This window comes from Pseudomonas sp. G34 (genome assembly GCF_031119625.1).
In the GTDB taxonomy this organism is placed as follows: Bacteria; Pseudomonadota; Gammaproteobacteria; order Pseudomonadales; family Pseudomonadaceae; genus Aquipseudomonas.
This window is the reverse complement of the sequence record NZ_JAVHZV010000023.1, coordinates 24,232-38,607: the sequence shown is the minus strand read 5'-3', so window position 1 is coordinate 38,607 and position 14,376 is coordinate 24,232. Positions and strand designations below refer to the sequence as shown.

Annotated in this window: 11 protein-coding genes and 1 tRNA gene; 4 read left to right on the top strand and 8 right to left on the bottom strand. The window is 56.4% G+C overall.

Annotation, left to right across the window (positions count from 1 at the left end):
- Positions 1-18: 18 nt before the first annotated feature.
- Both QYS36_RS14950 and hsdR read right to left on the bottom strand, forming a co-directional pair.
- The gene (locus QYS36_RS14950; RefSeq protein ID WP_308840230.1) at positions 19-1,017 is read right to left on the bottom strand and encodes an Abi family protein; all 999 of its coding nucleotides are present in this window, start codon (positions 1,015-1,017) and stop codon (positions 19-21) included.
- Between the two features lie 241 nt (positions 1,018-1,258).
- Complete coding sequence (gene hsdR, locus QYS36_RS14945) at positions 1,259-4,735, bottom strand: type I restriction-modification system endonuclease (RefSeq protein WP_308840229.1); 3,477 nt, start codon at positions 4,733-4,735, stop codon at positions 1,259-1,261.
- A gap of 952 nt (positions 4,736-5,687) precedes the next feature.
- On the opposite strand from hsdR, the gene QYS36_RS14940 reads away from it, so the two are divergent.
- On the top strand, positions 5,688-6,914 hold the full coding sequence (locus QYS36_RS14940) for a hypothetical protein (protein ID WP_308840228.1): 1,227 nt from the start codon (positions 5,688-5,690) through the stop codon (positions 6,912-6,914).
- A 1-nt stretch (position 6,915) separates the two neighbouring features.
- Positions 6,916-8,010 (top strand): hypothetical protein, encoded by a 1,095-nt coding sequence (locus tag QYS36_RS14935; protein ID WP_308840227.1) that lies wholly within the window; start codon positions 6,916-6,918, stop codon positions 8,008-8,010.
- A gap of 202 nt (positions 8,011-8,212) precedes the next feature.
- Here the strand turns inward: QYS36_RS14935 and QYS36_RS14930 are convergent, their stop codons facing one another.
- The 4 genes from QYS36_RS14930 to QYS36_RS14915 form a co-directional block, all read right to left on the bottom strand.
- The gene (locus tag QYS36_RS14930) at positions 8,213-8,500 is read right to left on the bottom strand and encodes a LasR-specific antiactivator QslA (protein WP_308840226.1); all 288 of its coding nucleotides are present in this window, start codon (positions 8,498-8,500) and stop codon (positions 8,213-8,215) included.
- Positions 8,497-8,766: a hypothetical protein gene (locus QYS36_RS14925; RefSeq protein WP_308840225.1), complete on the bottom strand. Its 270-nt coding sequence runs from the start codon at positions 8,764-8,766 to the stop codon at positions 8,497-8,499. Before QYS36_RS14925 ends, QYS36_RS14930 begins: the two co-directional genes overlap by 4 nt.
- A 469-nt stretch (positions 8,767-9,235) precedes the next feature.
- Positions 9,236-10,027, bottom strand: a complete 792-nt coding sequence (locus QYS36_RS14920; RefSeq protein WP_308840224.1) for a helix-turn-helix domain-containing protein — start codon at positions 10,025-10,027, stop codon at positions 9,236-9,238.
- A 5-nt stretch (positions 10,028-10,032) separates the two neighbouring features.
- The gene (locus QYS36_RS14915; RefSeq protein ID WP_027909889.1) at positions 10,033-10,251 is read right to left on the bottom strand and encodes a hypothetical protein; all 219 of its coding nucleotides are present in this window, start codon (positions 10,249-10,251) and stop codon (positions 10,033-10,035) included.
- A 125-nt stretch (positions 10,252-10,376) separates the two neighbouring features.
- Here QYS36_RS14915 and QYS36_RS14910 point away from each other — a divergent pair, with 125 nt between their 5' ends.
- The gene (locus QYS36_RS14910) at positions 10,377-11,135 is read left to right on the top strand and encodes a hypothetical protein (protein WP_308840223.1); all 759 of its coding nucleotides are present in this window, start codon (positions 10,377-10,379) and stop codon (positions 11,133-11,135) included.
- Positions 11,136-11,210: 75 nt separating this feature from the next.
- On the opposite strand, the gene QYS36_RS14905 is transcribed toward QYS36_RS14910, so the two are convergent.
- Positions 11,211-12,305, bottom strand: a complete 1,095-nt coding sequence (locus QYS36_RS14905; RefSeq protein ID WP_308840222.1) for a site-specific integrase — start codon at positions 12,303-12,305, stop codon at positions 11,211-11,213.
- A 128-nt stretch (positions 12,306-12,433) separates the two neighbouring features.
- Positions 12,434-12,510, bottom strand: a tRNA-Ile gene (locus QYS36_RS14900).
- Between the two features lie 285 nt (positions 12,511-12,795).
- Between QYS36_RS14900 and QYS36_RS14895 the strand changes: the two genes are divergently transcribed.
- Positions 12,796-14,283: a diguanylate cyclase gene (locus QYS36_RS14895; RefSeq protein ID WP_230124791.1), complete on the top strand. Its 1,488-nt coding sequence runs from the start codon at positions 12,796-12,798 to the stop codon at positions 14,281-14,283.
- The last annotated feature ends 93 nt before the right edge of the window (positions 14,284-14,376 follow it).

Genomic DNA, 14,376 nt, shown 5'->3' with positions numbered 1-14,376 from the left:
ACGGGGAAATAGGGAGGCTTAGTCGGGTGTTTGCCAGAACGGGTCGTTCTGCCAGTCGGGCGGAAAGCCCATGGCCCGTAGGTTTATTTCTGGAAATTCTGCCAGTAAGTCGTGCAGACGCCTGTCCCAACTGGTATGCGGGCTAACCTGGCGCATCAACAGGTTGAGGATGCACAGCACGGTGAACAGGCGGGCATCTTGTCCGGGTTGTTGCAGGTGTTGCGGCCAGGGGAAATTGACTGTCCTGGGTAGTTCAGGGCGGATACCCAGCTCGCGGTTCCACAGGCGTGCGTGGTGCGCACAGATATTACGAATGGTGGTCAGAGTGTGCAGCCAGGATTGTAGAAGGGGGGCCGGTAGTTTCAGGCGTTTGGCTATGGCCTTTTTGTCGGCGTCGCGGGCCAGACCCTTGAACAGGTGCGAGAGATCACCCAGGGTGATTTCCTCCATGGCCGCCCAGGCGGGCATGAGGTCGGGGGTGTTGTACGTCAGGGCGTAATGGCGTGCGTAGCTTTCCTTGGCGCGCATGCACTTGAGCTGCTCTTTGCGGGCGTCAGACGCGTGGGAGGCATCGATGCGCTGGCATTCGCGCAGATGGTCCTGGAGAGCCTTGTCCTGCTTGCTGCGGATGCTGTCGAGCAGCGCCTGGTGCCGATAGCCGCGCTGGAAGAACTTTGGCTGCAGATACCAGTGCGAGCCATATTGCGGCCCCATGTGGTTGCTAATGGCGGCTCTGGCCGCGACTTCTATGCGCTCGATGGCATCCATGACCAGCAGGCGCAGGCGACGGTCGAAGTCATACAGACGGGTGAGTGCATGCAGGCGGGTGCCGGACTTGAAACCGTGGTCGGCATCTTCCGAAAGCTGGAATGGGCGCATGTAGGGCGTAAGGCGGAAGAAGCTGACCGCTTCCAGAAAGCAGTGCGCTTTGGCTTCATCCTGGATGGTAAGCCCGCGCTGTTTGAGCAGGGTCAGCTGCGCAGGAATATCAATGGCGGGCTTGCTGAAGGGCTTCATGCGGAAAAACAATAGGGCATAAAAAACCCGCTCAATTTGTGCGTAGCTGCCGAAGCAACCATAGGCATGGCGGGTGTGTTGCGTGAGAGGTTATGCACCAGTTCATCGTTTTGCAAGAGATTTGGCATTATTTTGCAGGGTATTTGGCACTGCTCGGATGGACGGAACGGCCCTACAGCAAAGCCTGACGCACGTTGTGCGCCGGTTTCTCTCTGGTTGAAATGGAAGGATTGCGGACCTTTCATCCAGCAGCCGACCACAGGTTGTCATTCAAGGCTTCCAATACCCGTTCCAGATTGCCGCCCAGGGTGCGATCCAGGGCTTTGCGGCCACCGTCGTTACGGAAGGCATCGTTGACCTGCTGAAGGTCGATGACCACTTCATGCACCAGCTGCTTGGCTAGGCGATCCAGCCATTTGCGTTGCACGGGCGTCCAGGGTTGCTGGGCATAGATGGTCTGCATGGCCTTGGCAACGCGTTGATCGAAGGGCAGCAGGGCCTCGCCGATGGCAGCCTGGCGAATGAAGCCGATGATGCTGGCGGCGATTTCCTGGTTGGTCTGGTTGCGCCAGGCGCTTTTAAGGCTGGCCTCGCTAAAGCCGTGCTGATCGAGCAGGAGCCGAACTTGGCGCAGTTGTTCGCGGGTCAGGTCCTTGGGGCGGTTGACCACAACGCCAAGGGCCGCAGATTGGTTGAGCTGGCTGCGAATAAAGTCGTTAAAGCTTTCCAGGTAATCAGCCGGCTTCTGGTTTTTTCCGTAGTTTTGCTCGCGCAGCAGCAGTTCGTCGCTGTGGGTGGAGATAACCGGGTAGTTCTCCGAACCGAGCAGGGCGCTGACGGCAGCGAGCTGGTTGAGCAACTGGCTGTGTTGGCGGACGAAGTTGGCCGCTTGCTGCGGGCCAAGGTCGTGCAGATGTTTATGTAATTGGGCCGGCTCAACGCCCCACACGTCTTGCAGCTCATCGAGCTTTTTCTTCAGGGTGGGTTTGTCCTCCGCCTTGTGCTGGGCCTTGCGCAGGATACGCATGACGCGCTGGCTTAGCTGGTCGAGCACGTCATGGGCATGGCTGCTTTCGTCCTGGCTGCCGGGTGCGTCAAAGCTGGCTCCGCTGGTGAGTTCGCTGACCAGTTGCTCCAGGCTGATGTTGGGGTTCTTCACCAGGGGCTTCATGGTGTCAACCGCTTCCAGGCTGGCGTAAAGATCGACGGGGTCGTAGATGCGGAATACGGTTTTGCCGATGTCGTCGCAGCGACGGGTGGCGCGGCCTTTCATCTGCTCGTAGAGGATGCGCGAGCGCACCCGGCGCATGAACACCAGGTTGCAGATTTTCGGTACGTCGATACCGGTGGTGAGCAGGTCGACTGTGATAGCGATATTGGGGTTCGGCTCGTTCTTGTAGCGGCGAATCAGCTGCTCAACCTTGTCGCTTTGCCCGGTGATGATGCGCACGGCCGCTTCGTTGTATTGCTCGCCGTAGGCCTCTTTGAACGCTTCGTCGAGCAGGTTCTTGACCCGCTCGGCATGGGCCTGATTGACGCAGAAGATCATGGTCTTCTCGTCGCCAAAGGGGTCCAGCTCCTTGGCCAGCTCATCACAGATGACTTTGTCAAAAGCCGGGGTGATCACGCGGCGGTTGAACGACTCGATGTTGAAGTTGAGTTCATCTTCCAGCTCGGCTACGTCGACTTCGCCGGTCTGGGTGTTGATGACGCTGACCGACTCGCCTTTCTCGAAGCGGATACCGTGCTTGCTGAGCTGGGTTTCATAGCGGATCGGTGGTTCGTGATCCACCAGCCAGTCGTCGGCCACGGCCTCGCGGTAGCTGTAGGTGAATACCGGTTTACCGAAAATTTCGCTGGTGTGCTTGGCTGGGGTTGCGGTGAGGCCGATGCGGCAAGCGTCGAAGTGGTCGAGCACTCGGCGGTATTGCGAGAGGTACTGGCTGTGATCACGCACGGCCAACTCACCTTCGGTCATCTCCTGATCGAGGGTGTAACCCCTGTGGGCTTCGTCCACGATGATGCAGTCGAATTCGCCCACGGGCGGCGGGTTATCCGAGCGGAAAATGCGACTGACCATGGCTTGCACGGTAGCGACCTGGACGCGGGTTTCCGCCTCGGCGGCCATGTCGCCCAGCTCTTTGATGTCGTAGATCTGCGCGAGGGTGTGATTCTGCTCTAGCGTGGTGTCGTTGAACGAGTCAATGGCTTGCTGGCCGAGGGCGCTGCGGTCAACCAAAAACAGGACGCGCTTGAAACGCTCAGCCTTCAGGAATCGGTACATCAGGCCAATGATGGTGCGGGTTTTACCGGTGCCGGTAGCCATGGCCAGCAGGCAGTCACGCTGATTATTGGCCAGGGCCTGCTCCACGGCCTGGATGGCTTTCACCTGGTAGTCGCGCAGCTTGAGGTAGGAGAAGCCTTCGGCCTTGAGCTTGGCCTCGGCGTCTGCCTGGCTGCGTTTTAGCAGGTCGAGTAGGTCATCGGGTTTGTGGAAATCTTGCAGCGGACGGCGTGTGTTGGCCGGGCTGCGCAGGTCACGGAACCAGGTGCCGGACTGTTCGGCAAGCTGCTTGATAAAGGGCCGGCCGTTGCAGGCGAAGGCAAAGGGCACGCGGAAGAGGCCACCCTGGCCATCGTTCCAGGGCTGGGTCTGACCCGCTAGCAGCCAGGGCTGTTGATACTCGGCCGCCAAGTTGAACTCACGGGCATAGCGCTCGGCTTGGGGGATGCGGTCGGCGATATTGATGCGCTTACGCTTGGCTTCAACCATGGCGATGGGCGTGAGGCCAGCGAACAGCACATAGTCGGCGCAAGCCTTGGGGCTACTGGTGGGCCACTCGGCAATGGCCTTGTTCTTACCTTTCTCCGGGCGTGCGCCCTTTCCGTATGTGAGGTCGAGAGAGTCGGCTTCCCAGCCAGCGTCGATCAACTGCTGGTCGATCAAGATGCGGGTGAGGTCTTCGGATAGATCGAAGCTGCTGCTGGCCTGTTGAGTCAGCTTGGCGACCTGCTGGCTGGCTTGTGGCTGGGCCGCCAGTTGCTGCTGAAGGGCTTTGAGGCTTTTTTCGTGTTCACTGCGCAGCTTTTGCAACGCGGTTTCGTGTTCGGCTGCTAGCTGCTTATGGCTGCGCGATTCGGCATCCATCTGCTCGGCAAGCACGGCGTATTCTTCAGCCTCTTGCTTGAGCAGTTCGGCCAGTTTCTGGTTGCTCTCCAGTTGCTGGCTGGACTCGCTGAGCTGCGTCTTGAGCTGTTCGATCTGGCTTTGCAGATCGCGCAGCGGTGCGCTGGGATCTGCGGGCATGACGAAGGGGCCAGGTTTGAACGCATGAGCATTCTTGCCGAACGACTGGTGATACCAGATAGCCAGAGCGCGGGCGACCTTCAAACCATCCATGGCCTCGCGATGCTGGGTGCGGAACCCATGGGTGGCCCTGTTGCCCTCGACGCGCAGGGTATGGAACAGGCTGCGGATGTTCTGATCCAGCTGGATCTCGCGGCTGAGTTTGTAGAGCAGGTCAGACTGCGTGGTAGTGGTGTCGAACTCGATACCGGCGCGGCTGGCCAAGTCCTGAGCCAGCGCCTCGCCGAGTTGACGCAGTTTGATCAGCGTGGTGTTGGGATCGGCGGCAAAGACCTGCTCGGCAGTGCTCGCAAGCTGCAGGAAAACGGGGTCGTGCTCCTGGAGAAAGGCAAAGTTACTACTGGCCGGCATGGTCGATCCTTCGGTTGCGTTCCCGCTTGATAAGCCCTGTATGGCTTTATCCTGCATAAGTGAGGCCAGCTTAACCAAGATGAGCCGAGTTTGACCATGGCATTGAGCCACTCGGAGACCCAGTGCGTATCGGCTAGCTAGCCGGACAGCTAACCGTCAATGCAAGACCATCCGACCTCCAGCCTGATCGTAGCCTGGCGTATTAGGCACGCCTCAGAGCCAGTGCTGACGCAGGCTTACGGTGTAGGCGGCACGCAGGTGCATTGATTGGGTGCCGTCTCCACCCCCCGTGCAGGCTGCTTTTCGGGCCAACGGAGTGCCGCCCCCTTTTATCTTGCCCTCCATCTTTTCTATACATTTTGAACCGCTGGGTCGAATGACTAAGTAGATAGAACGGGGCTCTACGCTCGCCGGGCGGAAGGAGATGGCAAGTCAACAAAGCTTGACCGCACACACAATCGACATCAATTCGATGCACCTATCGCCCGCCAGCGCAGTGATAGATATGCCAAAACTGTGGCGAGCGACTCCGGCGATCTAAGGCCAAACGTCTGGCCGCAATGGCGTCTACGACGCACGTCTAATAGGCCAGCAGCGGCGCTACCGACGCCACTGCCTTAGTATGCATACCTTCGACGGCTTGCAGTGGCGCTACGCTGCAGGTGGCGTCAGGTGAACAGCTGTAAGACAGCTAAATGCTAGCGAGATGACAGGTGGGCTGTGACTGCGTTCCAGGCCGACTACGATTTCGTCGTCGGTAACCTGTCGAAGTCTGCCAGAGCTGGCCTAAAGGCCAGACTATTCTCGATTCGAAGCAGTCGGTTAGCACCAAAAGAAATTTATATAGATGACCACATCAAGATTTTCGGTAGCAATTGCCAGATGCACTGGGTAAGAATATAGAAATTTTGATTTTCAACCTAACGTTGGCACACAGGGCGCGGAGTGCGAGATGTCAGATAAAAGTTATTTAAGTAAAATCCAGGACACCAGAGTAGATTGCTGGTCCGCCTTAGTCGAATTCGATGTTATCGACTATCTTGGCCTCGCAGAAAAAGCTTATCTGAACAGGGGAGGAATTCGACATCAACGTGAAGCGCTTAAAACGACCACAGCGAAACGAATTCGCACTAGGCTAGTTGAGGATCTGAAAAGAGGAGCCGTCATCCCACCTCTGGTTATAGGTATAGTCGCTAGCTATGAGGACTGGTTAACTATAGAAGGCATCTCAGAAGCCGATCAAGTGAAGCTTCTATTAAGAAAGTACTATGAAGACTTGTCTATCATTGATGGAATGCAACGCACCACTGCCCTTAAAGAGGCATTGAATCTAGATGAGGAAGTTGGCAGCCACGTGATTAGAGTGGAAGCATGGATTGCGAAGGGCACTGAGAGCCTTATATATCGAATGCTTGTTCTAAATACGGGACAAGTGCCATGGAACCTGAAGCAACAGCTTGAGGTTGTTTATGCTCCGCTCGTAAAAACTATTGATCAGAAAGTTAATTTTCGCAGACTTCTGCAAGGGCCGGAAAGACGATGGCAAGGAGGCGAATTCAAAACAGACTCATTAATTGAATCTTACATAGCCTTTGGCTTGCGCCGAACTGAGGTCGACACTCAAGAAAGTTTGGCTGATGAGTTTTCACGCTTGGATATCGCGGATGCACTTACAAACAAGAAGTATGACCACTATTTTTATAGAGTCGTACAGATGCTAGTTGATTTTGATATTGCTCTTTCGAGATACAATGAAGTAGCCAATGTCGATGCCGCAGATATTTCTGATAGTTCCGACAGTTTAGAGGTGGGAGTAAAAGCAAGAAAGCTAGTCAGAGGGCGTAATATTTTTGATACGCAAGCCGCACGAGTTGGTTTCGTAGTGGCATGCGCAGTCAACATCCTTGGCAGAGTTGGGATGGACAAAGATGAAGAGGTTAGTGAGGAGAGATGCTCGTCGCTAGAGAAATCTTGTGCTGCCTTAGTACATAAAATCAACAATCTAAACGGAGAAGATTTAGAGGACTTCATATTGCTAGACGTTTTAGCTGAGAAATTGTCCCGAAAGCCGAGTTCGGCGGTTGGTAGATGGGAACGATCATTTTTCGAGGCAGCGTTCCGTGTGTTAATTGAGGAAAACTTTAACGTACCCAACATGGAACCGTGCTGGCGGGCATAATATGTCTAGAAACAAAATAAAAATGTCGAGTTACATTTTTGACCAAATACATGCCGCCGCATTGGCTCAAGACCCTCATTACTTAGCGGATCAAAATATAAGGTGGCTTGCGCGCAAGGACGACGACGATTTACGTCTTATGGTAAATGCTGAGGTCAAAGTCCTTGCGTTAGGCACAAGGACTTTTGCGATCTCCATTGAAAATGGCCATGATAGATACTATTGCTTTAGTGGTTTAGCGATTCCTGATCAATTGCCCACCAATCTCGATGAAGTGGAGCCAACTCCGGGCCTCTTTGCGTGTGTCGTATACTGCACTGAATTACAAGCACTGGGGACAGCATCTCAGGCAAGAGATATATTAGAGCAGCAGTATGCTAGACAGCCTGGATACGCTGGGCACGAGCTAAGCGATATCGCCCCGCTTTTCCCAAGCTTATACTTCGTAAAAATGCGTGCAGGCGTGGATGCTCCTTATTTAGAAGCATTGGAGCGTGTTGCTGGGGCATATATTGCGGCAGGTTACCCAGGGCACCCGCTGGAGGTTGATAACCGATTACGATTGAGGCTCCTCAGCTTATTTGAAGCAGGCGCAGATACAATTCCATTTAGCCTTCCGCTGCAAGGGTTGCTGTCATATAATTGGCCATCATTGTTTTTGGATTTGTATCGTTGCTTGGAGCAATTGTACACCGCACTAAAGTTGAAAGGGTTAGTAGAGAAAATTTCGCACAAGGGCTCTCTGGCTGAGCTCGCGTATCTGCTAGAAGAAGAATTGTCGTGGAGGCCTAAAGAGCAGGATGCACTTGCTAGTATTTTGGCACTCTCATCTAGTGATACGCGATCAAAAATTCTATCTGCATTTGAATTTGACGTAGCTGAGTTAATCGATTACTCCTCAAGCAAGTGTGCTAGAAGCATATATAAGCTTAGGAATTCTCATGTTCATTTTCGCCCAGCTATGAAGGCGGAGCCAAAATCGTCTGCTCAATGGAATGAAATTGTGATTGCTATGTGTGATGCCGTCGATGATGTTTACGATGCCCTTGGGGCCGAGTTCTTGAAGGACAGATCTGGCTTACAAGCTGCAGTTTGAGATCTTCGGTTTTTTCGGCAAGACCTTTCAAATACCGTCCCTTCGGACATCTGAATTGCGATTTAACATAGGGCACGACGGTTCGGTTCTGGCCGTTCTCGTCTTTCTGGGCACCCGTCTAGCGGGGCGCTCCTAAAGTTAACTCCGCATGTGTGTCTAGCGTAAGCCGGCAAGGCCGGCTTACGATAATCTGCTTACAGCTCTAAAGAATGGGGTTAACCGGATGTCCGCAGCACTTTTGAGAGCATAAGCGCTGATGTAAGCGACCAAGGAACCCCACCTCGAAGGCGCGCCTGTCAATGGCCCGAGGCAGCAGATCACGCTCGGCGATCATGACTGCCCATAGCCATCCGCTACAGACACTGTCGAGCCAGAACTGAGCCAGTTTCACGCCTCGGTTGAATGCCTCCTTGCAGTCCGCTGACCAGGTGATTTCAAAACCTGGTTGACCATCGTAGGAGGGCAGGCATGTCTCGATTTCCTTGCTCATGCAGCACCTCCTCGCACTTCAGAGAGCGCACGGCGATAGAGCACCACCATCTCGTCTAGAAGATCCAGCGCAGAGTAGGCTGCGATACGCACGCGCATGTCGTCAGGTGGTATGCCTTCAGGCTCAGCCAGTTGATCAAGCAAATGGCCAAGCATGACCGCACGCGTTTCAGCAGCAGCTTCAGAGGGCAGGTGAGAACGTTCAGACTCATGCAGCGGACTACGCTGCAGTGGGAAAGGTACAACGCAGGATTCGAACTCAGCCATGGTGCACCTCCAGGCGAAAGGTGGCCAGCATGTCAGGAGGCCCTAGGCGGAGCTCTTGGGTAAAAAAGGGATAGCGCATTCCTTATGCTCCTCGGACAGTTAGAGGAGCCACCAATGCCGTTTCGACTCGGTAATGGTGGCGAACCGTACGGGGGTCGAAATACCGGCGTCCGAGGGAACCGGCCAGGCAAAAGCCTGCCCCGCACGGCCCGCCATAGAAATGCAGTAGCTAGGTGCGATACACCAGCCACGCAGCTATGAACGCTGCCGCGCCCTCAGACAACACGGGTTTCGACTCCCGGTCGCGGGATTTACCACGACGGGCGCAGTCTAGCCCTTGGGTTTTGGTAGGGCAACAAAGTGGGGCGTAGAGAACTCGTGGGTCTGTGCTAAGCGGTGGTTCAGACTACTCAGCGAACTTCAGTCGCCAATGACGGCGCACACAGACGGCAGGTAGCGCGCAGCTGGTTTAGCCGCGGTCGTTGGCAGTTTGAAGGCGCAAGGGGCGCAACCTTGTATGCTCACTCATGCTGATCGCGCGCCGGCTGAAGGTCTTCTGGGCTATACGCTGAGCATCCTCAGGGGATATCCCGCCCTGAATTAGACGTTCTACATAGCCCTCTTCCGAGAGTTCTGGCGCCCTCTGTGGATGCATGTTGCGCCCTGTCCGCCGAATAACGGCTTTCAACCAACGTGATGGGGAAGTATGGATGGCCCCCTTGTCCAGTGCGGTTACCAGTTGGTTAGTGATCGCCTGCTGTTGATCAGCGGGAATTGAGCTGATCAGTTGGGCGACCTGTTGACTCTCAAGCGCACTCAACCGCGTGAGTTTTGCCGTGCCCCTTACTGATGATTCATATGAAGGTTCATATGGTGGTTCTAGGGGTGACATAGCTTTGTCACCCTCCCCCTGACATAGCTGTGTCACCCCGGGGGTGACACAGGTGTCACCCTCCCCATGGTTGCATTTGGGTGAGGGTGACAACTTGTCGGGGTAGGTCAACGCGAGCGTGTATCCATTAGAAACCTGCCGGCCGCTGGCACTGAATCGAGCGTCCTTCTTCAGTAGACCCGCAGCCAACAAGGTTTTGATGGTGCGCTGAACTGTGCGCTCCGAAGTGCTGCACTTTGCTGCAATCGTCTTCATCTTCGGCCAGCAATAGCCGTGATCATCTGCGTTATCAGCAAGTGCCATGAGAACCAGCTTCGGAACAGGCGGGAGCGGTTGCTCCCATGCCCAGTTCATGGCTTTGATGCTCATAGCGATCAGGCTTCTTCGATTACGCGCGCGATTGCAGAGGTCTTGAAGTAAATCCGTCTGCCGATTTTGACCTTGCACGAACGCAGCTTCGCAGACATTTCGTTATCGCTGCTTAAGGAGATCCTCAAGCCGTCCTTGCTACGGTGCAGTACCTCCGCCAATTGTTCGAGGGAAAGCAGTGGTGAGCCGCCGTAACGGTTCAGCAGGGTTTCTTCGACTGTCATCTTGCGACTCCTTGTATGGCTTGCGATACACTGCGCTCATTACGCAAAAAGGCGTAAGAGTCCTTAAAAAACACCTAATGTCCATATTTTGGACATTAGGTACTTTTTATGAGCGAAGACTTAAGATGTCAAGCACGATTGAAGACCGCGTCATTCTGATTCTGAAGGAGCAGATGTCTCCGGCTGACCTAGAGAGTCTGAAGGGGCACGAAGGGCCATTTTCTGCACTGCTCAGTCTATGGAGTCAGCCGCCTTACGCCGGTCGTGGCTTCTGGGAAAAGCTGTCTCAGCTCACAGGCATTCCGTCCGCGCGCTGGCGTAGTGCGTTCTCTCGCAAGCAGAAGCCGACCTCCGCCATGATCGAGTCGATAGCCCACTTGTGGCCGAAATATGCGTTTTGGCTGGTCACGGGCGTGACCGATGCAGCTAATGGTCATGTCGCGCCATTAACAGCGCTGACATTTCCTGAGTTTCTCCATGCAGAGCAACCTGGCGCCGAAACGTATTTCAGTAAATCCATTTCTCTTGCAAAGCGTCTGTATGAAGAGGGTGAGATCGATCTGGAGAGCGACGATGCACGTCTCGCGGCAGTGGAGCGGACGCTCCCTTTGGCGCACTGGGTAGGCAGTGATCTAGTTGACGTTGCTTATCAGTTGGCAGACAGCGATGAGTACCAGGAGCTCGTCAGCGCTTGGGAGCGCCGAGAGGAATCTCGTGCTGAGCACCTTGGCAGGGTGCTAGGCACTGATCGTCCGTGGGAGCGCCATCTTGAAGAGAGGAAATCTCTCGACCTAAAGTCAGATCCTGTACACGGACAAGACCCTCGCGTTACACACCAGAGCAGCTGGGATCTTTTCTACAAACCAGACAGCGAAGACGCCTGAGGGCAGTGACCGAAGCTGAGTCAGCAAAAACCCTCAGTGATTCGTGAACTACGTCTAGGGCTGCATGGCTACTGATCAGTCGTCAGCCCGTTGCTTACCGCGCCTAGTCGTTTTCCTCTCTAGCTTATCCAGCTTGCCCACAAGGTCTTCAGCACGCAGGTGCGTGTAGCGCTTGAGCATCTGCATCGACTTATGTCCGCTGATGGCCGAAACCTCCTGATCGGATAGGCCGCCCTCGACCAGCCGGCTGACCGCTTCATGACGTAGATCGTGGAAGCGAAGGTCGGGCATTCCGAGTTTTTTCTTCAGCATCCCCCAGGTTTTGGTGAAGGCATAAGGACGGCGTTTCTCGTCCTTTCCAGGCTCACCGAAGAACACCAGGTTGCAGTCTTTGGGGCGAACAGGGTTCGCCAGAGCGGCCTTGAATGTCTCGGTGGCTAGCTTGGTCAAAGGGACGGTACGGGCACTGTCGTTTTTCGTGTCTGCAAGGCGCACCACGCGCTTTTTCAGGTCTACCTGATGGCAACGTAGGCCAGTTATCTCCGACGACCGCATGCCCGTTTCTAGGGCGATTTGAACGATCCATCCCAACATGGGATTGCTGTGACTGTTCACTGCAGCGAGCAAGCGCTTTTCTTCGTCTGCGGATAGCCTGCGGTCGCGGCCATCTCCAGGGCTCGGCTTGCGGATATTCAGCACCGGGTTGAAGGTCAGGCCCAGCCCCCATTCTTGGATAGCTACCGTGAAAAGATGGCTTAGCAGTGCCAGCTCAAGCCGCACGGTATTGTTGCTGGTTGGGAGGCAGCGCTTGCTGAGAGTGCCGAGCCTTGTGTCGCGGTATTTGGCAATGACTTCAGCTGACAGAGCAGCCAGGGAATACTTGCCCAGGTGCTGGATCAATTGCTTTGCCTTGGTAGCTTCGGCTTTGCGAGTAGTGGGCTTCTTGCTGGGGGTCACCTCAGCGAGGTAGCGCTCCAAAGCTTTTTCCAGCGTCATGCGCTCGGAGCCGCTGCGCTGGATGTACACGCCACGCACCATTTCATCTTCGGTGCGGCGTGCCCAGTCTTCGGCGTCGCGCTTGGTGCGGAAGGTTTTTGCATTGGTCGGCCAGCCCGTTTTGCGGACTACGGCTTTCCAAGTGCCGGAAGGGGTTTTGACGATTGTTGCCATATGAAAAGGACTCCAAAGGCAGACTGACTAACCAGTACTGTACCGATTTTGTACCTTTTGGCCATGGAGCCAATTGTGAGGTCACTACCCTAGAAAGCATAAAGCCGCGCAGTGCGCGGCTTTTAAGGTGGTGGGCCCACACGGACTCGAACCGTGGACCAAAGGATTATGAGTCCTCTGCTCTAACCAACTGAGCTATAGGCCCCCAGAAGGCTGGCGGAGTATACCGATGCACTCTGCCGAGTGCCAATCCGATACAGCCTGGCGTGTTCGCAGGTGTGAAATGGTACAGCGCGTGGCAAACGATTGCGTGCCCGCGCGCAGCAAAACCACGTGCAATCCCCCCGCCGCTTTGTTCATAATTTGCACGACGTTCCTATCCCGCCGTGCCCGCTCACGCTGCCGATACGAGCCCAATCAGCCTAGCCGGGCCATTCCCTTGACGAGTCAGACTTCCAAGATTGCTCACCTCAGACGCCTGGTCGCGATCATGACCAGTGTGGTGGGTGTGGCCGTGTTGCTGCTCACCTATCTGCAGGTCGAGTGGGATAGGCGCGAGGCGCTGCGTCAGCACGTGGCGGATATGGAGAACCTGTCGACGGCGCTGACCCGGCAGGCGGAGTCGACCATCCGTGACGCCCATACGGTGCTGATCGGCATCCAGCGCAAGCTGCAGGTCTCCGGCTATGGCGCCGAAAGCTTGCGCGAAGTGCTCGAGGTGGCACGTGCGCAGTCGGCGATCCTCACCGATGTGGAAGGCTTCACCGTACTCGATGCCGACGGCCTCCCGCTGCTCACCACGGTGCCCAATGCCGCCACCCAACACACCGCGCGGGATCGCGATTACTTCGTGCTGCACAGCACCCATCGGGCCACCGGCCTGCACATCGGCGCGCCCATCCAGAGCCGCATGAGTGGCGACTGGGTGATATCCCTGACCCTGCGCCTGAACGATGCCAACGGCGAGTTTCGTGGTGTGGTGCTGGCCACGCTGTTGATCCAGCGCTTCGTGGACTTCTACCGCAGCATCGATGTCGGCAGCCAGGGCGTGCTCGGCATGGTCAAGCGTGACGGCACGCTGTTGGTCAGGTCGCGAGAGTCCACCCAGAACGCCGGCCTGGACATGTCCAAGAGCCCGGTGCTGCGCGCGGTCAACGAAAACGGCGTGAAGCGCGGCAGCATGGTGCTTACGGCGATGATCGACGGTGTGAAGCGCATCTATGGCTTCGATACCAGCGACGAATACCCGATTCTGGTGGCTGCGTCGCTGGGCGAAGAGCAGGCAATGGCTGCCTGGCGCACCCGCGCGCTGCAGACCTGGTCGCTGAGCGGCGGCGTGCTGGTGATTGTGATCGCCATGGGCTGGCTGATCTGGCGTGCCCTGGGGCGCCAGGGCCGCATGGAGGCGCGCCTGCAGAGCATGCACCGCGACCTGGCGCTGGCCAACCACGCCCTGCAGATCATCGCCGGTGAGGACGCCCTGACCGGCCTGGCCAACCGCCGGCGCCTGGACGAAGCGCTGCACGCCGCCTTCCAGCTCGCTGCCGCTCAACGCCAGCCGCTGTCGTTCGTGCTGCTGGACGTCGATTACTTCAAGCGCTTCAACGACCAGTACGGCCACCCGGCCGGCGACGACGCGCTCAGGCAGGTGGCTGCGGTACTCAAGCAGCATGCCCGGCGCAGCGCCGACACCACCGCACGTTACGGCGGCGAGGAGCTGGCGCTGATCCTGCCGGGCTCGGAAAGCGCATCGGCCATGGCAGTGGCCGAGCGCATTCGCGCCGGCGTCGAGGCGCTGGCGATCGCCAACCAGGGTTCGCCCTACGCCAACCTGACCCTGAGCATCGGCGTCGCCTCGTGCATCCCCGGGCAGACGATGCAGACGCCCGCCGACCTGGTCGCCGCCGCGGATGTTGCCCTGTACGCCGCCAAGGGCGGCGGCCGTAACCGCGTGATGCTCAGCGAACAGCCCGCCTGACCCTCCCCCGCGGCGATGCCCAGCTTTTTGCTGGGCAACGACTACAAAAACGCTAATTTCGCTATTGCCCAGCGCTGAACACAATGGCCTCAA